This window comes from Kosmotoga pacifica, from assembly GCF_001027025.1.
GTDB classification, from domain to species: Bacteria; Thermotogota; Thermotogae; order Petrotogales; family Kosmotogaceae; genus Kosmotoga_B; species Kosmotoga_B pacifica.
Map to the genome: position 1 here is coordinate 2,021,322 of NZ_CP011232.1, position 23,799 is coordinate 2,045,120.

General features: G+C 42.2%; 27 protein-coding genes. 13 read left to right on the forward strand and 14 right to left on the reverse strand.

Annotated elements, in window-relative coordinates:
- Window positions 1-203 precede the first annotated feature (203 nt).
- A complete protein-coding gene (gene murJ / locus IX53_RS09555) occupies window positions 204-1,700 on the forward strand; it encodes a murein biosynthesis integral membrane protein MurJ (RefSeq protein ID WP_047755166.1) in 1,497 nt (498 codons plus the stop codon).
- Between the two features lie 237 nt (window positions 1,701-1,937).
- On the opposite strand, the gene IX53_RS11000 is transcribed toward murJ, so the two are convergent.
- Window positions 1,938-2,234 (reverse strand): polyhydroxyalkanoic acid system family protein, encoded by a 297-nt coding sequence (locus tag IX53_RS11000; protein ID WP_047755167.1) that lies wholly within the window; start codon window positions 2,232-2,234, stop codon window positions 1,938-1,940.
- 112 nt (window positions 2,235-2,346) lie between these two features.
- Here IX53_RS11000 and IX53_RS09565 point away from each other — a divergent pair, with 112 nt between their 5' ends.
- From IX53_RS09565 to IX53_RS09600, 8 genes are read left to right on the forward strand one after another with little or no spacing between them, the layout of a single operon-like run.
- Window positions 2,347-2,904: a 3'-5' exonuclease gene (locus IX53_RS09565; RefSeq protein ID WP_047755168.1), complete on the forward strand. Its 558-nt coding sequence runs from the start codon at window positions 2,347-2,349 to the stop codon at window positions 2,902-2,904.
- A 1-nt stretch (window position 2,905) separates the two neighbouring features.
- Window positions 2,906-4,192 (forward strand): PhoH family protein, encoded by a 1,287-nt coding sequence (locus IX53_RS09570; protein WP_047755169.1) that lies wholly within the window; start codon window positions 2,906-2,908, stop codon window positions 4,190-4,192.
- A gap of 11 nt (window positions 4,193-4,203) precedes the next feature.
- Entirely contained in the window at window positions 4,204-4,458 is a 255-nt protein-coding gene (locus IX53_RS09575) for a DUF4911 domain-containing protein (RefSeq protein ID WP_047755170.1), read from the forward strand.
- Window positions 4,436-5,497 carry a YqeG family HAD IIIA-type phosphatase gene (locus IX53_RS10695; RefSeq protein WP_245612720.1) on the forward strand — a complete coding sequence of 354 codons (1,062 nt, stop codon included), beginning with the start codon at window positions 4,436-4,438 and terminating at the stop codon, window positions 5,495-5,497. The genes IX53_RS09575 and IX53_RS10695 overlap by 23 nt, the downstream gene beginning before the upstream one ends.
- Window positions 5,494-6,606 (forward strand): GTPase, encoded by a 1,113-nt coding sequence (locus tag IX53_RS09585; protein WP_047755171.1) that lies wholly within the window; start codon window positions 5,494-5,496, stop codon window positions 6,604-6,606. Before IX53_RS10695 ends, IX53_RS09585 begins: the two co-directional genes overlap by 4 nt.
- A 15-nt stretch (window positions 6,607-6,621) precedes the next feature.
- Entirely contained in the window at window positions 6,622-7,215 is a 594-nt protein-coding gene (pduL, locus tag IX53_RS09590; protein ID WP_047755172.1) for a phosphate propanoyltransferase, read from the forward strand.
- Between the two features lie 2 nt (window positions 7,216-7,217).
- Window positions 7,218-8,015 carry a DUF72 domain-containing protein gene (locus IX53_RS09595; protein ID WP_047755173.1) on the forward strand — a complete coding sequence of 266 codons (798 nt, stop codon included), beginning with the start codon at window positions 7,218-7,220 and terminating at the stop codon, window positions 8,013-8,015.
- Window positions 8,016-8,022: 7 nt separating this feature from the next.
- Entirely contained in the window at window positions 8,023-8,355 is a 333-nt protein-coding gene (locus IX53_RS09600) for a hypothetical protein (RefSeq protein WP_047755174.1), read from the forward strand.
- Window positions 8,356-8,399: 44 nt separating this feature from the next.
- Here the strand turns inward: IX53_RS09600 and glgP are convergent, their stop codons facing one another.
- The 3 genes from glgP to rpmE all read right to left on the reverse strand — a co-directional run bounded on the left by glgP (window position 8,400) and on the right by rpmE (window position 11,774).
- Entirely contained in the window at window positions 8,400-10,964 is a 2,565-nt protein-coding gene (glgP, locus tag IX53_RS09605) for an alpha-glucan family phosphorylase (RefSeq protein WP_047755175.1), read from the reverse strand.
- A 190-nt stretch (window positions 10,965-11,154) separates the two neighbouring features.
- Window positions 11,155-11,520, reverse strand: coding sequence for a S1 RNA-binding domain-containing protein (locus IX53_RS09610; protein WP_082128556.1), 366 nt, complete (start codon window positions 11,518-11,520; stop codon window positions 11,155-11,157).
- 44 nt (window positions 11,521-11,564) lie between these two features.
- Window positions 11,565-11,774: a 50S ribosomal protein L31 gene (gene rpmE, locus IX53_RS09615; protein WP_047755176.1), complete on the reverse strand. Its 210-nt coding sequence runs from the start codon at window positions 11,772-11,774 to the stop codon at window positions 11,565-11,567.
- Between the two features lie 107 nt (window positions 11,775-11,881).
- Here rpmE and IX53_RS09620 point away from each other — a divergent pair, with 107 nt between their 5' ends.
- Both IX53_RS09620 and queA read left to right on the forward strand, forming a co-directional pair.
- Complete coding sequence (locus IX53_RS09620; RefSeq protein WP_047755177.1) at window positions 11,882-12,883, forward strand: hypothetical protein; 1,002 nt, start codon at window positions 11,882-11,884, stop codon at window positions 12,881-12,883.
- The gene (queA, locus tag IX53_RS09625) at window positions 12,880-13,896 is read left to right on the forward strand and encodes a tRNA preQ1(34) S-adenosylmethionine ribosyltransferase-isomerase QueA (protein ID WP_047755178.1); all 1,017 of its coding nucleotides are present in this window, start codon (window positions 12,880-12,882) and stop codon (window positions 13,894-13,896) included. Before IX53_RS09620 ends, queA begins: the two co-directional genes overlap by 4 nt.
- On the opposite strand, the gene IX53_RS10700 is transcribed toward queA, so the two are convergent.
- The 3 genes from IX53_RS10700 to IX53_RS09640 are packed head-to-tail and all read right to left on the reverse strand — an operon-like array spanning window position 13,897 to window position 17,947.
- Window positions 13,897-15,318 carry an AI-2E family transporter gene (locus IX53_RS10700; protein ID WP_053001290.1) on the reverse strand — a complete coding sequence of 474 codons (1,422 nt, stop codon included), beginning with the start codon at window positions 15,316-15,318 and terminating at the stop codon, window positions 13,897-13,899.
- Entirely contained in the window at window positions 15,303-16,310 is a 1,008-nt protein-coding gene (locus tag IX53_RS09635; RefSeq protein ID WP_047755179.1) for an asparaginase, read from the reverse strand. Before IX53_RS09635 ends, IX53_RS10700 begins: the two co-directional genes overlap by 16 nt.
- Window positions 16,307-17,947, reverse strand: coding sequence for a radical SAM protein (locus tag IX53_RS09640; protein WP_047755180.1), 1,641 nt, complete (start codon window positions 17,945-17,947; stop codon window positions 16,307-16,309). The genes IX53_RS09635 and IX53_RS09640 overlap by 4 nt, the downstream gene beginning before the upstream one ends.
- 136 nt (window positions 17,948-18,083) lie before the next feature.
- On the opposite strand from IX53_RS09640, the gene clpX reads away from it, so the two are divergent.
- On the forward strand, window positions 18,084-19,295 hold the full coding sequence (clpX, locus tag IX53_RS09645; RefSeq protein ID WP_047755181.1) for an ATP-dependent Clp protease ATP-binding subunit ClpX: 1,212 nt from the start codon (window positions 18,084-18,086) through the stop codon (window positions 19,293-19,295).
- Entirely contained in the window at window positions 19,295-20,275 is a 981-nt protein-coding gene (tsaD, locus tag IX53_RS09650; protein WP_047755182.1) for a tRNA (adenosine(37)-N6)-threonylcarbamoyltransferase complex transferase subunit TsaD, read from the forward strand. The genes clpX and tsaD overlap by 1 nt, the downstream gene beginning before the upstream one ends.
- Here tsaD and IX53_RS09655 read toward each other — a convergent pair.
- From IX53_RS09655 to rpmH, 7 genes are read right to left on the reverse strand one after another with little or no spacing between them, the layout of a single operon-like run.
- A complete protein-coding gene (locus IX53_RS09655; protein ID WP_047755183.1) occupies window positions 20,272-20,484 on the reverse strand; it encodes an FmdB family zinc ribbon protein in 213 nt (70 codons plus the stop codon). The genes tsaD and IX53_RS09655 overlap by 4 nt on opposite strands.
- A gap of 15 nt (window positions 20,485-20,499) precedes the next feature.
- Window positions 20,500-20,859, reverse strand: coding sequence for a cupin domain-containing protein (locus IX53_RS09660; protein WP_047755184.1), 360 nt, complete (start codon window positions 20,857-20,859; stop codon window positions 20,500-20,502).
- On the reverse strand, window positions 20,804-21,517 hold the full coding sequence (jag, locus tag IX53_RS09665; RefSeq protein WP_047755185.1) for an RNA-binding cell elongation regulator Jag/EloR: 714 nt from the start codon (window positions 21,515-21,517) through the stop codon (window positions 20,804-20,806). The genes IX53_RS09660 and jag overlap by 56 nt, the downstream gene beginning before the upstream one ends.
- 30 nt (window positions 21,518-21,547) lie before the next feature.
- Window positions 21,548-22,873, reverse strand: coding sequence for a YidC/Oxa1 family membrane protein insertase (gene yidC / locus IX53_RS09670; RefSeq protein ID WP_047755186.1), 1,326 nt, complete (start codon window positions 22,871-22,873; stop codon window positions 21,548-21,550).
- On the reverse strand, window positions 22,854-23,132 hold the full coding sequence (gene yidD, locus IX53_RS09675) for a membrane protein insertion efficiency factor YidD (protein WP_047755187.1): 279 nt from the start codon (window positions 23,130-23,132) through the stop codon (window positions 22,854-22,856). Before yidD ends, yidC begins: the two co-directional genes overlap by 20 nt.
- Window positions 23,095-23,511, reverse strand: a complete 417-nt coding sequence (gene rnpA / locus IX53_RS09680; RefSeq protein ID WP_047755188.1) for a ribonuclease P protein component — start codon at window positions 23,509-23,511, stop codon at window positions 23,095-23,097. The genes yidD and rnpA overlap by 38 nt, the downstream gene beginning before the upstream one ends.
- Window positions 23,508-23,642, reverse strand: a complete 135-nt coding sequence (rpmH, locus tag IX53_RS09685) for a 50S ribosomal protein L34 (protein ID WP_047755189.1) — start codon at window positions 23,640-23,642, stop codon at window positions 23,508-23,510. Before rpmH ends, rnpA begins: the two co-directional genes overlap by 4 nt.
- Window positions 23,643-23,799 lie beyond the last annotated feature (157 nt).

Below are 23,799 nucleotides of genomic sequence, written 5' to 3' on the forward strand. Positions count from 1 at the left end.
ACGTGAAATAGAAAGTATCTCTATACTGTGCCGAAGCTCTAATTGAATGTACTACCTGTCCTGAAGATTAAAAGTAAAGTTTTTGTCATGAGGATATCAGACCTCAGGATCTCTTCTCTTTGTTGTATGCATGGAAACTGGAAAAATGAATAAAGGTGCTTTGTTGCGCTATAATTGATAGGAATCTTGTTGGAGGGCAGGTCATGAAGAATAACGTTATCAAAGGAACGCTGGCCTTTGGATTAGCAACAATGATTTCACGAGTTACAGGTCTTTTGAGAGACGCGTTCTTTGCGGGTTATTTTGGCACTTCCAGTCAGTACGATGCTTACCTCGTAGCGATTATGATTCCCTTTTTTTTGAGGAAAATTTTTGCTGAAGGTGCTCTTTCACTGACTTTTATCCCCATGTTCGCCGAAAGACGAAGAAAATCTCTTGAAGAGTCTTTTGAATTTACATCTACCGTACTGTTGCTCATTATCGCTATTACATCGGTTATTTCAGCATCGGGTGTGTTCTTTTCTACCCCTGTGACGAGGGTATTTGCCGGGGGATTTAGCCCAGAAGTAATCCAGCTTACTTCGAAATTGATGAAAATAACCTTTCCCTTCATCCTCCTCGTTTCCACTTGGAGTGTTTTTTATGGTGTGTTAAATAGTTTTGATGCTTATTTTCTTGCCGCACTTTCCCCAGCTTTTATAAATATCTCGACGATAATAGGTATTGTTCTTTCAAAATATTTCAATCCACCTATTCTCGCCCCAGCCATAGCATTCGTTGTTGGCGGTGCTGCGCAGGTGACCATACTGGCTGTTGCAGCTAAAAGGAAGGGTTTCAAATTCAGGCCGCGATTCAACAGAAAAGACGCTAAAGAGTTTCTAAAGTTATTCGGTTTGACGATGATTTCACCCGCTATCGCCCAGGTGAATTCACTTGTTGACACGAGGGTTGCTACAGAGCTCGGTTCAGGGGCAGTGTCGAGTCTGCAATACGCGATGAGGCTTTATCAACTCCCATTGGGTGTATTTGCTGTCTCCGTTGCGACTGTAGTTCTGGCAGAGCTATCAAAATACGTAGAAAACAAGGAGAAGTTCAACGAAACGATGTGGTCTTCCCTCGAGACGCTCCTGTATTTTGTTATACCGGCGATGCTTGGCCTCATAGTGCTTTCTGAGGAAATCGTATCTTTACTGTTTCAGAGAGGTGCTTTTACTTATCAGGACACGATAATAACAGCTCGCATTTTAAAAGCATATGCCGTGGGGTTACCTTTTTATGGACTATTCAATATTTTTTCCAGGGTTCATTATTCTCGAAAAAACCCAAGGTTCCCCTCCATCATAGCTGCTTTGATGGCGGGGATTAACATCTTGCTTGACATCGTTTTGGGGCTCATCTATGGTCCTGTTGGCATTGCTTGGGCAACGACTCTTGCGGGTATATTTGGAGCATTTGCCGTAGCCTCGGGAATACTCTTAAAGACCAGCCTTGCAAAAAAACAGTTGTTTGAATTATTGAAGATCGCCATAGTGAGCAGTCTCATGGTTATTGTGATCATTCTTGAAAAATCTCTGCTTCGTCCATCACTGCTCTCAAGTGCTATTGAAATTGTTTCCGGTGCTATCGTATATCTCGTGCTTTCAAAACTCTTTTCACTCAGAGAGTATGAAAACATAAAGAATATCTTCAGGGGGCGATAGATTCAACATAGTAAATTACGGGGGAGGGGACACAATGTAAAGACTATCCATATCTTCCCTACTATCCAACTTTATAGGGAAAACGAATCTATGGTTTCTAGAGGGAAGCCCGGGTCCTATCTCTTCAGCCATTTGAACTTCTCCGGTTTTCCCTATTTCAAAAGTCCATGAAAAATGAGATGACCTCAGCATTTAAACAATTTAGTCTTCTTAAAGAAGTATTTTCCAGTAAATCTCTCAAGATTCAAGGAGCTCTTTCAGTCTTTGAGTAATCGTTTTCTTTATTTTTTCTTTGAAAGGGAGCGCGAAAATGGGCAGCTTGAAATCGAGTATCACCCATTTATCGTTGATTGTCACAGTTCCATTTATTCTGGAGCCCATCACTTCAGAAAAGATGATCAGGACATCTCCCCGCCACTGTTTTTCCACTTTTTCCGAATAGCCCGAAAAATTCTTTAGAAGTCTATCTATTTCCTCAGTGATGATGCTTTTTACTTCTTCATTTTCCCGCTTGTGTCGGATTTCTATCCTCATCCGATCCCTCCTCATTGATAGTTTACAGCAAACACTCGATTTAGGTTCATGGAATTCCAGCAGATAAATACCTTTCAACGTGTTAAAATCTTCACAGGAGGTAATCGACGAGATGAACAAGGTATTTGTAGTCGTTGACACTGAAACAACCGGATCAAATCCCCTTCTTGGTGATAGGATAATAGAAATAGCTGCGATACCCATTTATCATGGTAAGATTTATTATGAGTTGCGCTTTCATTCTCTTATTAATCCTCAGGTTACCATACCAGCTGCCATAAGCAGCATTCACGGTCTCAAGAACACTGATGTCAATGATGAACCCAGTATGTTGGAAGTGTTCCCTAAATTCAGAGAATACGTAGGAAATGCTGTGATCGTTGGTCACAGCATTGCGGTGGATATGAGGTTTTTTGATATGGCTGCAAAAGAAGCGGGGATGTTTCCATTTTCCAATGACTATATAGATACATATGAACTGGCAAGAAGTCTCTTTAAGGAAGGTCCTTATAGCCTTGCAGGACTCGCTGCCAGATTGAAGGTCAGAGATGTACCAACTCATCGTGCCCTTGACGATGCCAGAGTAGCTGCGAAAGTGTTTCTGGCACTCGTGGAAAAGCTGGGAGGTTTCTCAAAGCTGGGTATATATTTGAGACATTGGAGGGGCTAGTATGGTGAAGAACTTCGTTCTTGATACCAACGTGTTGGTTCACGATCCGGACTGTATCGAAAAATTTGAAGACAATATATTGATTATCCCTTTCCCGGTACTTGAAGAAATTGACAAGCTGAAATCAAAGCCTGGTTCCCTCGGTCAGAGGGCGAGGGAAGTCAACAGAAAGCTCGATGAGCTCAGAAAATCTGGGGACCTCACAAAGGGTGTGCGTATCGATTCTGGTGGGTTGGTCAAGATACTGATATTCAACGAGTTCCATGCCACACTGCCACCTTTTATGGCGGAAAGTTACAAGGATAACAAGATTCTTCTATATTCATTAGAGCTGAAGAAACGTGATAAAAAACATACAATTCTCGTGACAAAAGATATCAATCTCAGAGTGAAAGCGGACGTGCTTGGGATTTCTACACAGGATTACCTAGCGGACAAAGTTGTAATTGACGAGATTCTCTCAGGTGTAAAAGAACTTCACGATCCTTCATTGAGGGAAAGGTTCAACAGAATTGGAAGTGTTTCGGTTAGGGATATTGGGACAGAGCTTTATCCTAATACATTTCTAGACTTTGGTGAGGGAGTTTACGGCAGGGTGGAACCGGATGGAAAGAGTGTGGTGAGACTGTCTGTTTCCGTGGAAACTTCCTGTTGGGGGATCTTTCCGCGAAACAGAGAGCAACTCTTCGCGTTTGAATTACTTCTGGATGACAGGATAAAGTTTGTTGCTATGCCTGGAATAGCTGGAACGGGCAAAACTTTGCTCTCTCTAGCGGCGGGAATGAGAAAAACTGTGGACGAAAAACTCTATGAGAGGTTGATTGTATCAAGGCCTGTTATACCGATGGGGCAAGATATCGGGTATTTGCCAGGGTCACAGGAAGAGAAGATGAGACCGTGGATGCAGCCAATATACGACAATCTTTTCCTTCTATTCACAAACCGTCACGTGGATCCTGATACATTTCTTAAACGAAGCGATAAACTGGGGGTTGAAGTACTAAGTTACATACGTGGTCGTTCCATACCGAATCAATATATGATTATAGACGAGGCACAGAATTTAACGCCGCATGAAGTGAAGACAATATTGACACGTATAGGAGAAGACACTAAGGTGATCCTTATAGGCGACCCTTACCAAATAGACAACATATACCTCGATACCAACAGTTGTGGTCTGGTTTACGCTGCTTCTAAATTTGTATCTCACCCGCTTGCGGGGCATATAACTCTTGTGAAGGGTGAAAGATCTGAGCTGGCCACCGCAGCAGCGGAATTATTGTAGAGAGGTGTGCAATGAGAACGAAAAGACAGATACCAAAAGAATATGATCTGTACGTCAGGATAGCGAGGCCGGATATTCACGTACTTTGTTATATTGCTGAAGCGCAAGACAACCTCATGAATATAAGGCATACCACTGAAGAGGGATACCTCAAGATCATCGTTCCAGGTGACCTTCTCGAAGAAGCCTTAAAATTCCTTGATAGCATAAAAAACGTTATAGATCTGGAAGTGGTGGAGATACGTGAAAACCCGGGTCATACTTGATCTGTTGAAATTACCGCTTCCCAGAGAAAGGGCGAAAAGCGTAAGGGATATAGATTACGATCGCCTCATTGATCTGGGATATGATACTATACTTTTCGATTACGATAACACGCTTGCAGTATGGCGTTCGGAATTTGATGCAAGAAACAGAGAAGTTATCGAAAAGCTCCTGGAACGCGGTTTAAAAGTAGCCGTGGTTACGAACGCGCCATTTGAAAGAGTAAGAAATATGCATGAGTTCTTTGGTGATCGCGTCAAACTATATTATTCTATGAGGAAACCTGGTACAAGAGAACTTCTGAAAGTTTTAAAAGAACTCGAATCCACACCGGAAAGAGCCGTGATTGTTGGAGATCTTTTCCTTACTGACGTTATTGCGGGCAATCGCATGGGAATGTACACTATCATGGTCAAACCGGTCATGAACAAAGACGCCGCGTTTTATAAGAAAGTCAGCGCCTTCATGACTATTGCGGCTTATACTGTTTTTTTCTATACAATTGGCTGGTTTTTCAGGATTACAGAGCTCATTTCTCCTCACCTCTTTGCCGATGATATTTCAGATATAGATTTTGAACAGTTGAAAGAGGCTGGTTATGAACTTATGATCCTTGACTTCGATAACACGCTTGAGCCCTGGGGAAGTGACGAGTTATCGAATGAAAGGGAACTTCTCATAAGGCGTATTCAGCTAATCGGAATGAAGGTAGTTATAATCTCTAATGGTAAGAGGAAGAGACTCAGAGGAGTCGATGCGTTTATTCAAGGTGTTGATGTCATTCCAGAAGCCCGAAAGCCTTTCCCATACAAAACCAGAAGATATTTGAGTAAAAGAGGCATAAAGACTTATCATACAGTCATTATCGGGGATCAACTTTTTACAGATATATTGATGGGGAATCTTTTAGGCTGTTTTACAATAAAAGTCAATCCAATTTCTGAGCAAGAGTTTTTCTGGACACGTTTGATGAGAAAACTTGAAAAACTACTCCTCAAATTTATAAAGAACAAAACAGTGTTGGAGGAAATGAAGCGGTGAAGTGCAAAGGATGCGGTATTGAGATTCAGACCACAGCAGAAAACGAACCGGGATACATACCGGTCGAAGTACTTGAGCGCAGGCTAGTAGAAGGGAAAGAGGTCTACTGTAAGCGTTGTTTTTCTTTGAAGCACTACGGGAAACTTATTGATGGCTTTGATTTTGACCACTCACTGGAACTATTAAGGCGTTATTTGAATCTAGCGCCCAATGTTCTTTATATTATTGACATCTTTGATTTTGAAGGAACGTTCAGAAAGGAAATCGTAGAACTTCTTAAAGACCACCAGGTTTTTTATCTGGTTAATAAAGTCGACCTGATCCCGGAGGAAATCACACCCATGGAGATAAAAAGATGGGTAAAGGATAGGTTTAAGGTTCAGAGCACAAGAATACGCCTCATGTCCGCAAAAAAAAGGAGGGGAGTGGCGAGCTTGCTTAAATTCCTGAAGGGAAAGAGATCGAGGAAATTTCTCACGATTGGTGTTACTAATGTTGGTAAATCCTCGGTTCTAAATGCGCTCGCCGATAGAGATACATTGACTATTAGTCGCTTTCCCGGAACTACCCTTAAAGCCATCGAGTTTCGAAACAGAGAACATGGTTTGACTTTCATCGACACACCCGGAATCATAACGAAAGACAGGGTAACCGATCTTCTCGATGCCGTTTGTCAATCCAGAGTATTACCCGAAAAAAAGCTGATGGTACACACCATAAAGGTCAAGAAAAAACCAAGAACAGTGTTTCTTGGAGGATTTGTTAGAATAGATGCAGAAACGGGCGAGCTTCCTGGACCAATTTTTCATGTGATTACCTCCGAAAATGTGACGGTGCACGAGACTAATCCCGAAACTGCTAATATCAAATGGTCTTTATGGTTCGGGAGCCTCCTTCAGCCTCCGTGTACCCAACAAAGTGTTGATGAATACGGTATGAGAAAAAAGAAATTGAAACTTGTGACCGGTCAGGAAGTTGCAATAAAGGGACTTGGGTGGATAAATGTCGCAAGAGGTCCACTGGAAATAACGATTAGCTACCCCGCTAATACGGAGCCGGTGGTCAGGAAAGGACTTGTTGGTCCATTGAAATTTAAGTATAAAAACTGACTTGGAGGTGTTTTGGTGAAACTCAAAAATCATCCGATCAAAGCTGGAGTGTCCAACAGGCACGTCCATCTCTCTCAAGAGCACCTTGAAATTCTTTTTGGAGAGGGCTATGAACTTACGCCTATTAAGGACCTTGGTCAACCAGGGCAGTACGCAGCTAAGGAAAAAGTGATCCTCGTAGGGCCAAAGGGTGCCATTGAGGGTGTAAGGGTTCTTGGACCCGTCAGGAAAGCCACTCAGGTGGAAATCTCCAGAACAGATGCGTTCAAGCTCGGAGTAAAACCACCCATAAAAGATTCCGGAGATCATGAGGGTTCTGTTGGACTCACGCTCGTTGGTCCAAAGGGCACCGTCGTGCTTGAGAAAGGCGTTATTCTCGCCAAAAGGCACGTCCATATGACCCCAGAGGATGCGGAAAAACTCGGCGTTAAAGATAAACAGCTGGTCATGGTTTACTGTGAAGGTAACGGCGAGAGAAAAACCATCTTCGATGACGTGTTAGTAAGAGTCAGCAGCTCGTATGCTCTTGAATTCCATGTAGACGTCGATGAAGCTAACGCTGCGATGCTCAATAATAATGATAACGTGTATATAATCGAGGAGTTGTAAGAGTGTTATATCTGGGAACAAGCGGGTATTACTTCCGGAATTGGATAGGAACCGCTTATCCCGAGGATATCAGACCTTCTCAGATGCTGAGCTATTATCACGCTATCTGGAAGTTCAATACTGTTGAATTGAACTTCACGTATTATCGTATGCCAGATTATCATACCCTTGCAGCTATTTCCAGAAAAGTCCCCGGTGATTTCGTCTTCGCGGTGAAATCACCGGGTTCTGTTACCCACGAACACTGGAAGACCCTTAATACTAATCAAGCTGTTGATGAGTTAAAGACTTTCAAACGTGCACTAGCACCCATAATTTCTGAGAACCGACTCGGGCCTATTCTTTTCCAGTTCCCTTCAACGTTCAGACCTACTGAAGAAAACCTTAGCTATTTGGAGAAGGTTATGAACACATGCATAGAAGATAGTGTGTTGCCGGCGGTTGAATTTCGCCACAAGAGCTGGGCTCGGAAAGAATACGATAACTTTTTGTTGGAATGTGGTGCTATTCCTGTGGTTGCTGACGAACCTGAAATTAGCACGCTCTTCCCCTATCGACCGGTTTCGGGAAATGGAATAGCCTATTTCAGGTTCCACGGTAGAAATCCGGATTGGTTTGTTTCGGAGGGAAGTGAAAGATACAATTATAACTATTCAGATGATGAGCTGAGATTTTTCGCGCTGGACGTGATAGAATTCTTATCGAAAGGGCTCGATGTGTACGTGTATTTCAATAATTGTCACATGGGTAATGCTGTACACAACGCGCTCCGTTTCAGAGAAATGGTAGGAGGTGCCTGAACATTTAATGAACTACACCGATTACTTCAACATCGTACTCAGAATGCTAACTGATGGCGCTGAACCATACGAAATCTTTGACGAACTTTCCAAGTTTGGCTTGAGGGAACAGGAAATCGACGAGATATTCAGTGTGGCTCTCAGGATGCTCCTCGCAGGTTATGACACAACCCAGATTGTCTTCCGGGATAATTATGATCTCAAGAGAAGGGTTTTCACCGATGAAGAACTGGAAACTTTAAGGACCCTTCCAGGGCTTTTTAAATCTTACCTGTGGGGTGAAATTTCGCCCTCTGATTTCGAGAAATCTTTAACGGATTTTTCTGACTTCGAAGAATAAAAAACGCGGGCGACGGCCCGCGTCTGGCGGTTTCTACCTTCTTTTTATACCCATTTGGCCAATGAAATGAAGTTATTGATTGGCATCATGTCAGGATTTGGCACAACACGCACCGTGTATGCCATTTTTCCTTCTTCTTCTACTTTGAATTTTCCGTAATACAGATATTCGCCATGGACATCATCTTTTTTGATTTCCATTGGATAGGTCTTGAATCCTATCATTCGTTCATCTTCGTCGAACTTAGCAACGAAGATCTCTACCTTGACCTCTTCGGGAGATAATTCACCGAGATAAACGTTAGCTGTGATTTCTATTGGCTGTCCAACACTGATGCTATTTCTCAAACCTGGTCGTGGAATGTTCGGCTTGATTCTTATGAAATCCCAGTTCTGTCTTAAACGTTGTTCCCACCTGGAAAGAGATACGGCACCTTCATAATTGTCTCTTTCAACGAATTCCGTGGCTCCTATGGCCTTGAGATAAATATCGTTAACATAGTCCATAAGCATCCGATGTGTGTTGAAATTCAAAGCCACACTCTTTATCGACTCTTTCATTTTCTTTATCCAATCTACTGGTATGCCATTTTTGTTTACCTTGTAATATAGAGGAACTATCTCTTTTTCTAGAGTACTGTAAATGGAGACACTGTCAATCCTGTCCTGAAGTTCGGTGTCTTCGTAATCTCTGTTATCACCAATTGTCCAACCGTTCTTGCCGTTGTATCCCTCAACCCACCAACCATCCAGGGCGCTGAAGTTTATTACACCGTTCATACCGGCTTTTTGCCCACTCGTCCCGCTTGCTTCGTGGGGGCGTCTCGGGTTGTTAAGCCATACATCTACACCGCTGACCATATGTCTTGCAATATTCATGTCATAGTTCTCAAGAATCACGATGCGGTTCTTAAACTCTGGCATTCTTGAAATCTCGTAGATTTTCTTTATCAAGGCTTTCCCCGGATCGTCAGCTGGATGAGCCTTACCTGCAAAAATGAACTGAACAGGACGTTCAGGGTCCGTTAGTATTTTCTTTAACCTTTCTATGTCCTTGAAAATAAGCGTAGCCCTCTTATAGGTAGCAAATCTCCTGGCGAAACCGATTGTCAATATGTTTTCAGGGAGTATCTCATCGACTTCCATCAGATCCTCAATAGTTTCTCCGAGCCTCATCCTTTGCCGCCTCAACCTGCCATGTAAAAAGGTACGCATTCGTTTTTTTAGATTGAGGTGTATCTGCCACAGTTCCTCGTCGGGAATATCATCAATGTGTTCCCACACCTCAGGAGAGGTAACGTTTTCGTGCCAGTTCTCGGGGAAGTATTTGTCAAAGAGTATTTTAAGATCTCTATTCAGCCATGTCCATATGTGAACACCATTTGTAACATGGCCGATGGGGACTTCTGGTTCCGGGAAATCAGGAAAGATGTGGGTCCACATCCTGCGGGAAACCTGACCATGCAGTTCACTAACACCATTGGAAACGGAAGAAAGTCTCAAGGCCAGAACAGTCATACTAAAGTGTTCTCTTCCATCCTTGGATTTCTCAATCCCCAGATCAAGAAATTCTCTTCTTGAAGTATTTAACTTTGGCCAGAAATCATTGAAATACTTATCCACGAGATTTATATCGAAGACATCGTTACCGGCTGGAACCGGCGTGTGAGTTGTGAAAACGTTGCTTGCTTTTGTTGCTTCGACAGCACTTCTGAAATCCAGACCTTTATTTTGAATGAACTCTCTTATCCTTTCGAGACCGAGGAAAGCTGCATGCCCCTCGTTCATATGCCAAACTTTCGGATTGTATCCGAGGAGGCGAAGTGCCCTCACTCCTGCGATTCCGAGTACTATTTCTTGCTGTATTCTCGTTTCTCTATTGCCTCCGTAAAGTTGCGAAGTGATTTTCCTGTCCTCAGGATCATTTTGCGGAATATCGGTGTCCAGAAGTATGAGGGGTGTTCTTCCCACATGCGCCTGCCAGATTTTTACCCATACGCGCCTTTCTGGAAAGTCGACCTTGACATATACCTCATCACCGTCTTCATCGACAGCTGGTTTCACAGGAAAATCTTCAAAGTCATAAGTCGGAAATTCAGCATGTTGCCAGCCTGTCTCATCGATAAATTGGTTGAAATAACCATGCCGGTAAAGCAATCCAACTCCAACAAGGTTGATACCCAGATCACTGGCCGTCTTCAGATGGTCACCCGCGAGAATGCCAAGGCCTCCGGAATAGATAGGGAAAGACTCATGAAGTCCATACTCAGCGCAGAAATAGGCTATCTGTTCGTGGGCTTTCTCAGGATGGGTCCGCTTCATCCACGTATCCTCGGCTTTCAAATAATGTTCAAAATTTTTCATTACAGCATCATATTTCTCGAGGAAAGCCTCATTCTTTGAAAGCTCGTTTAATTTATCCTGATCGATCCGTCTGAGGAGCTTTACAGGGCTTCTTTTGACTTCATACCAGAGGTTCTGGTCCATATCTTTGAACAATTCTTCTGCTTCGGGGTTCCAAGTCCACCAGAAGTTGTAGGCCAATTCTTCTAACCTCTTGATTCTGTCTGGCAACCTTGGAATAGCTCGCATTTTCTCGATGAAGTACATTGAAGGACCTCCTTCCAGAGTCATTGATCAATGATAATTATAAAGCAAAATCCTATAAAAATCCATGATTGATACATGTATTTGCAGATAATCCGGATTTTTGCCAGAAAATGCCGTGTTTTCGAAGAGAAACATGTCAAAGGAAAGAAAAAAAGGAGAGCCCGAGCTCTCCTTTCGATTACCTCTTTGATTATCTCTTTTTTATTCCGCGTTTCTTATCGAGTCTTCTTCTGTAGTCTGAGATCTTTCTCGAACTGTCCTTCAAGAACTTGGCAAGCTTCCTCTCGAACTCCTTATCGGCATTCTGACCTTCACTACCCGTTTCCCCCAGGTCCTTGATTGAAAGTTCCCATTTCCCGTCTCTCGTTGTGCCAACGACCTTTACTTTGACTTTTTGTCCTACTTTTAGATGGTCGTCAATCTTCTTTACATAGCTCTTGGAGATCTTGGAGATATGAAGGAACCCCTGCTCACCACCTTCCAGCTCAACATGAGCTCCAAACTTCATCACAGCGGTGACCTTTCCTTCAACAATGTTGCCAACTTTCACGCTCACATTCCTAACCTCCAATGGTTTTCAGATATGAAATTAGCGACAACTCAATAGTTGTCGCCGTACTTGTTTTTGAATTTTTGTACTCTTCCTTCAGTGTCGACGATCAGTGAACTCGTGTCACCTTTATAGAAGGGATGACAGTTGGAGCAAAGGTCAATCTTTATGTCCTCGCGCGTTGACCAGAACATATGCTCTGCCCCACAGGTACATTTCACAGTGACGAGCTTTAGCTCGGGGTGTATAGCTTTTTTCATCGGGCCTTCACCTCTTCAATAGTTTAATTTTACGAAGTTCATTATATCATAAGCATAGAAGACTGTCAAAGGAAAGGAAAAAGAGGGAGTAAAAACTCTGTATCAGAGTGATTATCCTTTCAGAAAAAGGTGATGATCATATGGACATACTCGAAGCAGCTAAAGAAAAACTCTACGAAGACGGCTTTTTTTCGTATTATTCGACGCGAAAAAAGGAAATAGTAAAGATTTCTTATATACTGAGAAGTGCAAAGCCTGAAAAGGGCAGGAGCTTTTTAAAGAAGGAACTTGGAGCACTAAAATTACTTGAATATGAGGACGAGTTTGTTTTTTTGATAGAGGTGCTTTCAGAGAGAGAGAAATCATTAGAAGAAAGAGTTAAATTTGTTGTAGAACTGAGCGAATCAGAGAATTCAGAAGTGCTCAAGTTGCTTTATTATATCTATCCCTTTTCTTATCCACCCGTTCCTTTGAATGAAAATTTTCACAGTGTTCAGGAGTATCTTCTATGGAAGGAAGAATGTGACGCTGTAGTTGGGAATATTTTTGACAACTATATCATGCTGGAATGCGCTTTGAACTTTCATGTTCTTCCAGTACCTGAAGATCTATCGAGTTTCCTGCTTAGTATAAAGCTCACAGATATCAAAAAGCTGAAAGAAGGACGTGAGAGAATAGCTTTTCTCAATAGTACTGCGAGAAAGAAACTTAAAAATTTGAGATATTCTCACCCATACGTACGTTCAGTGCTTTTTGCAAAAAATACTATTCCGATCATCATAGACGGCAGCAACATCGCATATTCAAAAGCTGAATTTCCTGATTTAAAAAATCTGAGTAGAGTCTTTGAACTTCTTGCATATTGTTCACCCGTTTATTTTCCTTACAGGATTGTATTCGATGGAAATGTGAGGTATAAAATCAGAGGAAGCCAGCAATTGGAACTAGAAAGATGGTTGATGTTACCGCACGTTGAGCTATATTCTCCAGCTGATGAACGAATTATACAGCTTGCTAAAAGTGTGGGAGGTAGCGTATTAAGTTATGATAGGTTCATGGAATACGATACGGAAGGAATAGAGATAATAAGACCGGAGGATTTGAGATGAAGATAACCGATTTTGATTACGAACTACCAGAGGAACTGATAGCTCAGGAACCCATTTTGCCAAGAGACCATTGTCGGCTTCTGGTGATAAGGAGAGATTCTGAAAATCTTGAACATAGGAGGTTCTACGATATAAAGGAATACCTTGAGCCTGGTGATCTCCTCGTTTTGAACGATAGTAAGGTGATCCCGGCACGGCTTTATGGCCACAAGAGCACGGGAGCGAAAATAGAGGTCCTTTTGATAGAAAAAATACATTCTGGTATCTGGAAAGCCATTGTGAAGCCAGGCTCGAAGATCAAGAAAGGCAGCCAATTGCTCTTTGAGAAATTGAGCTGCCAAGTTATCGAACACCTTCCCGATTCCACACGGATTCTGAAATTCAACGAACCAGATGCAGAGGAGATAATCAAAGAAATCGGGAGACTCCCTATACCACCATACATAAGCAAATATCCCAATGATCCCGAACTTTATCAAACCGTGTATGCAAAGACTGAAGGTTCTGTAGCAGCTCCCACTGCTGGCCTACATTTCACCCAACAACTCCTCGGTGAACTTAAAGACATGGGGGTTAATATCGCGTACATCACTCTGCACGTTGGACTTGGCACTTTCAGACCGGTAAAAGTTGAGAATATCGAGGAACATAAAATGCACAGCGAATTTTACACTATTTCTGAAGAGACTGTTGAGAAGATCGGCAAAACCAGGAAAAATGGAAACAGAATAATTGCTGTTGGAACTACTGTAGTGCGCACATTAGAGTCAGTTGTAGCTGAAAATAAGGGTAGGCTTATAGCTAAATCGGGATACACCGATATCTTTATTTACCCACCTTTTGAATTCAAGATCGTTGATGGTATTGTTACGAACTTCCATCTACCACGGTCAACACTGTTGATGTTGGTTTCTGCCTTTGCCGGGAGAGAGAAGATCCTTAAAGCATATGAAAAAGCCGTGGAGAAGAGATACCGTTTCTTCTCCTTTGGCGATGCATGCTTGATCCTTTGATCACGTTTTTTCCATCCAAGGGCTAAGAAAATGCTCCCAGAATTTTTTCAGTATTATGGTTAGAGGAACAGCAATGAAAGCCCCTGGAACTGAGAACAATTGTCCCATGATTATTATCATCGCGATGACCACAACAGGGTTTATACGGTTATATCCTCGCATCAACTTGAGAAACACAATGAATGCCATGACGTGAATTGACGTCAGGAAAAGCGACAATACAAGCAGAACTGCCCAGCTTTTAAGAGATAAGCTAAGTAATAAGAGCGGGATTACTTCCAATATGACCCCCACTATTGGTATGAGATTGGTTATTGCAGCCCAAACTCCCATCAGGAGGCTAAACTTGATACCCAGTATCTTCACTACGATACCCACACAAACTCCTGTTAGCAAAGCAACCAAAATAATGGCTACCACATACCGCTCGAGATTTCCATAGGTATCTTTTAAAAAGTCTATTGCCAGTTTTCTTGAGGATTTTGGGTAAATTCTGGGTAGATGCCTTTTGAATTCATCGAAGTAGTAGCTCGAATATATCGTGCCTATGATAACGAAGAACATCACAGTAATCATTGATGACACAAGACCGGGGATTTTTTCCAGAAAAGCGGTGAGATATTCTCTAAATTTTGCCTGAATTTCTATCAAAAGGCTCCTTATACTCGTGAGTATCTGTACTTTTCTTTGTTCATCAAGATTTTTATTCAGTTTGTTGATGAGCCATTCGAAAGCAGGTTTCCAATCTTCACTGGAAGTGAAACTTGTGGTTCGCTCTTTAATCTCTTTTGCCAGTGAAGTGGCATCTGCGGAAAATTTATCGTATTTGCTTATAATCGCAGCCACTTCTGTTTCATCAATTTCCCATCTTTCTGAGGGCAAAATAATAACAAAATTTTCTCTGGCCAATTCTTGCAGGGGTAGTTTTGATTTCAAGGTTTCGAGGTTCGAAATATTGCCATTAACCATATATTGTATAAGTTCATCTTTTAGGGCTTTGATATCATTATCTTCTACCGCAGGATTTTTCTTTTCTTTGTAGTTAGTGAGGATGTTTTCAATATTGAGTTCTATTTCAACTGGAGTGAATTTAGTGTTTTCTTCGGCTGGAAAGAAATTTAACGCGGTTGAATAAAAGCTAGAGGCTTCTTGAATAACAGTGGGAATCAAAAAGACGGTTACAAGAATGAGTAAAAGATAGAGTGTTCCAAGGCCAAGAGCTACAGCTATCGCGCGTCCCAGCTTCAATGTAGTTGTAGCGAACTTCATCCATGGCTCGATAATGAAGACTATAGCAATAGCAAGAATAAAGATAGCAGATATTGTCGATGAAATAGTCAAAACAAGCGCACCGATTAGAAAATAGATTATTGTACAAAAGATAGCCATGAACCTTGGTGATCTTATTATGCTCTTATCCATCCACGGCCTCCTCTCGAGTGAACGAAAAACTCCTTTATCTGTGAAAGTTTATTGGTGATTCCCATGACAATCATCAATTTTATTCTGGCTTTCTGGGAAGAAAGCCCTTGCGCAAAGATTGCACCCGCCATTTCCAGGCTTAGCCCCCCACCTTTGTATCCGTAGACTCCAAGCACTCTTCCTTTGAAACACCTCGATGTTATGATTACAGGGATATGTTGCTTTGTTATTAATTCTTCGATGCTATCTGCGACCTTTGGTGGTACATTACCCCGTCCAAAGGCTTCAAGGACGATGCCTTTAAAACCCATTTCAGGTAGTGTTCTAAGTATTCTACCATCGTCACCAGTAAAGGTCTTGAACAGGGCGATGTTCTCTTCAATTTTTTCAACTTCGAAACTTTCCCTTAGAAGCGGTTTGCGGTAGAATATAACTTTGTCTTCATCTACTATTCCCAGAGGGCCGTAACCGGGAGAATCAAAAGTCGCTACATTGCTGGTGTATGTTTTTGTTACCTCACGAGCCGCATGTATCTCATCATTCAGGCACACCATCGTTCCCATACCTACACTTATGGGATTTACAGCGACACGTACAGAAGAAACGACGTTCCTCGGTCCATCAGTACCGAGTTCATCTATACTGCGCATGGCGGCCGTACACACAACTGGTTTTTCACTACCAACTGTGAGGTCAAGGAAGTAAGCTGTTTCTTCAAGTGTGTCTGTACCGTGGGTTATAACGGCACCAGATATATCATCTCGTTTGAGAAGAGAGTTGACCAACATAGAGAGCTTCCACATAGTCTCTGGTGTCATGTGGGGGCTTGGAAGATTTGAAAATTCGTGATGCTCTATCATAGCTATCTCCTTGAGTCGGTCTATCTCCGTAATGCTCCGGTTCGCTGAAAGGGCGGGAATGGCTCCCCCTGTTCTGGGGTCTTTGGTCATGGCTATTGTCCCGCCGGTGGTTATAAGGGCAATTCTCTTCAAGTTAACCCCTCCTGTATTATTACGCCAATTTTTCTTAAGGTCTCGCTGACTTCTTTACCTAAAGAACTTTCAACTTCTTTCCATGAAGTAAAGGGGCGTTTTAAAAGTATACTCGTTGCCCTGTTTTTTCCGATACCAGGGATGCTCTCTAAGACCTTTATGTCCATCGAATTCAAATTACTATGGAGAGGGATTGCTGTTATGGAACGTATTCCATGATCAATAACAACCATATCAGTTGGCCTATCGAAAGGTGCGTAGGTTCCAATGAGAATTGGATATGTCCCGAGAGGTCGACCAAAGCTCAAGGCACCTCTCTTGAATTCGGGTATCACCCTTCTTATAATCGCTCCGACGGGGAAAACCCTGCGGATCATTTGATTGTCTATAGAACTTCGTATAGTTCTTTTGTGTTTCTCGAAAAGACTTCTATTTATCTTTGGAAGTCGTTGCTTCGACAGCGGCGTATCTGGAAAAACCATCACCTGGCGTATGTTCAGCCTTTTTATGATGAGACCGTCTTCGAGAATTTTTTTCAACATAGCAAAATCGATCTCAAAGGTGCGCTTTGTGGTTCCGGGCAAACCATACAAAAGGTTTATACCGGGTAGTAGTTTGGGAATACCATCGATTCTTACATTACCTATTTCGTTTACCAATTTTATCGCATCTATAATCTCTTCCGCAGTTCCACCAATACCGTTCATCTGTCTTACAACGGGATCGAAGCTCTCGACTCCAAAAGATATTGTATCACCGGGTGTATCATATTTGACGATGCTCTCGAGTATTTTTATGGCATCTTTTCTATGCTTCGCTATAAAAATGGGATTGCCATTGTCTATATGTAACACTTCGGGACGTAAGAGTTCTGAAGTAACGCGGAATAGTGTCTCAACGGCTTCTGGGTTTGGAAGCTTTTTCTTTCCATCGTAACCATAGGCTATGACATTGGCGCTTCTGCCGAATCTTACAGCTTTTACTCCAACAGTTTTAAGGGCTTCTAGTTCTCTCACAATACCCTTTAAATCCCGACTTTTAAATCTACCGTAGAAAAGGGATTCAGTACAGAAAGAACAGAAGCCATCCTGTCTTTCGCAGCCGCTGGAGATGTCGAATTCGATGATCACATCGGGATATCCAGGATGTTGCGGAATAATGGCTGCACCGAGTCGATAAAACTCGTTCATTAGTTCGTAGTAATCCTTTCCTGTTTCGATTCCAAAGTATTCTGCCAGCTCCAGTTCCTTCGAAAATAAAACATCCGCTTGTCCAAATGAAATTTCCCTGGCTTTTCTGCCACCTTTCAGGGAATATCCAACTACTATCGGTCCCTCAATTATTTTTACGGGATGATTGTTTAAAGAAAGCAGCTTTTCAAATTCACTAAGGCTTGCTGGGGTTCCACCCACATAATGTCCCGGTGTAGTGAGCCCACCGTGAAGAATTAGATAATCATATTCATTAAAGGCGCCCCACAGCTCCTTTTTTCTCACCTCATCTATTGTGTGGTAATCAACATCTATTCCTCTGGAAAATAAGATTCCCGCTATCGCTCGAACACGTTGAGAAATATACGGTGGCACACCAAGAGAGGCGGGTTCATCTATGTATCCATCTATCAATGCAGCTCTCAAAAGATCACTCTCCTTCGGTGAAATGATAGCATCAATAAGTTACGTGAATGAAAAAGGCGCTATTAATTAATTATTCACAACACTTTGAGGGAGTAGAGTGTATAATATATTCAGTAACCTTTAGGAGGGAATAGACTTGCCATTAGAAAAACATTGTTCATTTTGTGGTAGGCCTTCATCTCAGGTCAAGAAGCTCATTTCGGGTGCAGAGGGGTATATCTGTGATGAGTGTGTTGATCTTTTTCATGATATTTTGAAGCAGGATGTAAAAACGATAAGAGAATCGAATAAGAAGCTCCCAACACCTGCTGAGATAAAGGCTGAACTTGATAAATATGTGATCGGTCAAGAAGTGGCCAAAAAAGCTATCTCCGTGGCTGTATATAACCATTACAAACGGGTATTTAGAGGAGTAGAAGACGTAGAAATAGAAAAATCAAATATCATGCTAATTGGTCCTACAGGATCCGGTAAAACTCTGATTGCGAGAACCCTTGCCAGAATTCTGGACGTCCCCTTTGCGATAGCTGATGCAACACCACTTACGGAAGCGGGATATGTGGGCGAAGATGTGGAAAATGTCATTTTAAGGCTTCTACAATCTGCAAACTTCGATGTTGAGCGTGTGCAGTATGGAATCGTCTATATTGACGAGATAGACAAGATAGCCAGAAAGTCTCCTAATCCCTCGATAACAAGAGATGTTTCTGGAGAGGGTGTTCAGCAGGCCCTTCTGAAGATAGTTGAAGGTACGATAGCAAATGTCCCACCACAGGGTGGGAGGAAGCACCCTTATCAGGAGTTCATCAAAGTCGATACCACGAATATTCTCTTCATAGTAGGTGGCGCCTTCGACGGTCTTGAAAATATTATCCAAGAGAGGATACTCACATCCACCATGGGGTTTGGTGCGGAGATAAAAAGTAAAAAGGACTACCGACTCGGTGAAATCCTTTCACATGTGGGACCGGATGACTTGATTCAGTACGGTCTTATTCCAGAATTCGTTGGAAGGTTCCCTGTACTCACGACGTTGAACGATCTGAGTGTCAAAGATTTGAAGAAAATAATGCTTGAGCCCAAGAATGCGATAGTGAAACAATATCAGAAGATTCTTGAACTCGATGGAATTGAGTTAGAATTCACAGAAGACGCTCTTACGGCCATTGCAGAAAAGGCTCTTTTAAGAGGAACGGGAGCCAGAGCCCTGAAGAGCGTGATAGAAAATATCATGATGGACATTATGTTCGAAGCTCCTTCAATGCAGAATGTTGAAAAGGTAATCATCACCCGAGAGGTAGTTGAAGGGCGTAAAGAAGCCAAGGTAATAAAGAGGGAATCTGCCTGATGAAAGTTCTTGCAATTGAAAGTTCTTGCGATGAAACAGCCGTTGCTATTGTTGAGGACACAGCGTTGCTGTCAAACACCCTCGCTTCTCAGATTGACATACACAAAAAGTACGGTGGCGTCGTACCGGAAATAGCTGCCAGGCACCATCTGGAAATACTCGCTTCCCTTGTGGACGAAACGCTTGAGAGAGCGGGACTTTCTGTGTATGAGATAGATGTTTTTGCAGCTACCTACGGCCCCGGCCTTGTGGGTTCGCTTCTTGTCGGTCTCTCCTTTGCAAAAGCACTCGCTCTTGCCCTTGGTAAGCCTTTTGTTGCTGTGAACCACCTTCACGGTCATCTCTATGCGAATCTAATTTCTTTTCCCGACTTGAATCCCCCATTTCTCGTTTTGCTGGTCTCTGGTGGACACACTGAACTCTTTTTCCTTAATTCATGGGATTCTATGAAAAGGATAGGAAAGACCCGGGACGACGCTGCTGGCGAGGCCTTTGACAAGGTTGCGAGACTTCTCGGACTGGGATATCCTGGAGGTCCCGAAATAGAGAGAATTGCTAAGTCTGGAGAAGAAAAATACAATTTCCCCCGCTCTCTACGAGAAAAGGGTAATTATGATTTCAGTTTCAGCGGTTTAAAAACATCTGTGCTCTATTTCATGAGGAAGAACCCCGAAGCTAAGGTCGAGGACATCGCAGCGTCTTTCCAGGCCGCAGTCGTTGACTCCCTCTTAAGTAAAACTTTTGCAGCTGCCGCAGAGTACGGCGTCAAAGAAATCGTATTTGCGGGGGGCGTTGCCGCTAACAGGTATCTAAGGAACAAAGCTCAGGTGCTTTCTAAAGATAAGTACAATCTTTACTTTCCACCCATCGAATTATGCACGGACAACGCTGCTATGATAGCGATGGCAGCTTATAATAAAGCCAAAAGGGGAGAGTTCTCTCCCCTTGATACCAATGCTGTACCCTATCTTCAATTTTAAGTTTCACTGGAGCTTTCAGACTTTTTCGTAGAGCTTTTGGAGTCTGTTGAGTAAAATCCGCTACCTTTGAATATCACGCCAACGTTCGTGATAGCTTTTCTAACGCTTCCTCCGCAGGAGGGACAGCTAGTCAAAGGTTTGTCACTTATTTTTTGAAAGATTTCAATTTCTTCTCCACATGTTTCACATATGTATCTGTACCTTGGCATGACTTTCCCTCCTCTCTATTCTCCGGCATATGCTGGAATGACACAGATAAAGTTCAACGTTTCCGTGGAATCATTTCTGAACTGATGTTCGACATTTTTAGGAACATACACGAAAGAACCTTCCTCCAATTTAATTTCGCCTTCGGGGGTTACAACCGTGACCGTTCCCGAAACAATATATACTTCGTGTTCCCAATTGTGGGAATGTTTGGGACTGTATCCACCGGGTGCTACCGTAAAGAGTCTCATGACGAAATTTGGTGCGTCTAGTTTTTTCCCGATCAGTACCCTCTTCTCCACACCTTTTACCTTGTCGTTGTCAAACTTCTGTGGCGTTATTTCGAGTGCTTTTCCTGTGATTATTTTGCCTTCCATTTACCCAACGCCTCCCATAATTCCTGTGATTTTTTCTCGTCTCATACTCGATGACCACTCTTCTATAAGGTTCAAGCCCCACGGAATAGCTTCTGAGGTTTCTGTATTTTGAAACAACCTCGTGTACAATTCTTCTCTCTTTAGCAAACATCGGCTCAAGCTCCACCCTATCCTTTTTTTGCAGAGCCAGTTTTGCCATTTTGTGCGCAAGGCTTTCTACACTCTGCCTTCTCTCTTCTTTGTAATTTCCAACATCTACTGAGACATTGAGTTTTACGTCAGAGAGCCTGTTTGCATAGATACCGAGTATGTGTTGAAGGGCACTGACGGTTTTTCCATGTCTACCAATGAGCCTTGAGACATCAATCCCTTTTATATTGACTAATATAGTCTTTCTCACCACAGAGATATCATAAATGACTTCTTTGTCAAAATGCTTCAATATTCCCTCAAGGTACTCACCTATTTTTCTCTCAAAATACGTCGGTAGAAGTTGCACTTCAATTACGGCTTCTTTGCCCCCGAAAAAGCCAAGAAATCCCTTCGATCCCTTTTCAACAATATTAATATTCAGTTCGTCTTCATAAGCATCGTACCTTAAAATTGCGACCCTGACCGCTTCTTCAACACTCTGTGCTTTGATTGTATCGAGTTTCACGCTGGAGCACCTCCTGTGTCTGTCGTCTATTCATTTGGCTGGTTTGGGTGGAAGACCGAATGCTTCCCTTAGAGTAATACCTTTCATACCGTATCTTCTATAAACGTAAATGGTTATCAGCAGCTGAATTATGCTGTTGGTAGCATAGTAGATGAAAAGACCTGTTGGCAATGTGTAAAAGAGGAATGGAAAGATTACAGACATGAGCATAGCCTGTCTTGCGGTTCTTCCATCCTGACTGGTCACAGTTGCAAGGTATATGCCGGTTACAATACTGATCAAAATGAGCAGACTGTTCTGTAAAAAACCACCTGTAGACAGATCCGACCAGAAAAGAAACTTTGGAGCATACGCAAACATTTCACTGAAATATCTTATAACTGAGTACAACACAAAGAAAACAGGGAGCTGAATGAGTAAGGTCAAACAACCTGTTGCAGGATTGATGTGCTTTTCTCTATACAAAGCCATTAACGCTTGCTGTTGTTTATGAGGATCTTTGTATTTCTTCCTCAATTTCTCTATCTCTGGCTGAATCTTACGCATTTCGATCATGGATTTTGTCTGAACATGGTATAGAGGATAGAGAATGCCTCTTACCACAAGCGTGAAGACGATGATCGCCCAACCAAAGTTGCCTGTGAATTTAAAAAGGTAATACAGAAAAGCCACGAGACCGTGATAGATATAACTAAAGATGCTTAGAGCACCGAATTCTGAGAGGTTCTTCTTTATCGTGTCGTACATTTCAGGAAGAGCTTCTGAAATATAGATGAGTTTTATAGGTCCAGCGTAGAGTTTTATGGAACCTTTACCAGTTTCCGCCGTTAAAGTTCCATCCGAAAAAGTAACGTCGGTTGAATAGATTGCCATAAGAGCTTTTGGTTTTTCTGAGTAGCTCATGTGATAACTGCTAGCATCGAACATTTTGATGTTGGAAATGTAGGGGAAAGTCATAGACACAGGTTCTACGAAGTCAAACTGAACTTCAAAGTCGTAGAATGGATTGTCTTTAATAATAAAAGTCTTAGTACCGTTTTCATAGTCAAAGCGAAGTATAAAATCTCCGTTTCTGTCTCTAAAATATTCGTGAAATACTGGAAGTAATTCTTCATCTCCAGCGAAGACATTAAATCCGTCGTGCCCATAACGGGATATCAGATCGGTTCTTCTATCGACCTTTATGTATATATCTTTGAGTACCCCGAGATTTAGGTCAAAGGTGATTATGAATGTCTTGGTTTCCAGTGAGAGCGTTCCATCTGTTGCTTCTTCAGAAGTCATCTTATAAGCGAATAGTGCGGAAGAGAATAATACTATGGAGAGTAGAAAGATGCTAATAACGTACTTTTTCATTTTTCTTCCTCCTCGGAAATGAAAGTGATATGGGAAATTCTTCCGGAACGGGATCTTCACCGCCCGGATTGAATGGGTTGCAACGAAGAATTCGCCAGGTTCCAAGCAGAAGTCCTCTGAAAAGGCCAAAGTGCTCTATAGACTTGTACATATAAGTAGAGCAGGTCGGCGTGAACCTGCAACTGGGAGGTTTTAGAGGAGATATGTGCTTTTTATAAAACTCAATTGATTTCAGTGCCGCTTTTTTCGCTATTCCCATTTTTTTCTTGCTTTTCATCGATTCGTCTCGCAATCTTCAATAGTCTCTCGCAAAGGAAGTAGTAATCAGCCTCTCTACGCTTAAACGAGTCGGATAGTTCTTTCCTTGCAATAAAGAGTATATCATAGCCCTTCGGGAAGACAGCTTTGTGTCTTCTAAATATCTCTTTTACAAGTCTTCGTAGACGGTTTCTAACATGTGCTTTTCCAAATTTTTTTCTTACGGATATACCTATACGAGAAAAAGGCAGACCATTCTTGATATAAATAACAACAAAAAAAGGGTCTTGAATCGCGTCGCCGTATCTGAATACCCTGTCGAAGTCTGCCTTCTTTCTCAGTCGCTCTTCTTTTTTTAGAAATTCCCTTTCAGGACTCACACGGCCAGTCTCTTTCTGCCCTTTCTGCGTCTTCTAGCAAGAACGGCCCTACCGGACTTGCTGCGGCTTCTCACAAGAAATCCATGGGTTCTCTTTCTCTTGATTCTTGAAGGCTGGTATGTTCTTTTCACGGGTCTACCTCCTTTTCTCGCTGTCTTTTTTCATTATACGTATCACTTGAAAAGCTGTCAAGAAGGTTATTTTACGATTCTATTTGGATTTTTTTCTTGTGCTGGTTACAGAACTCAATTCAGTCCGTATTAAGAAGACTGAAATCATCGGATAGTA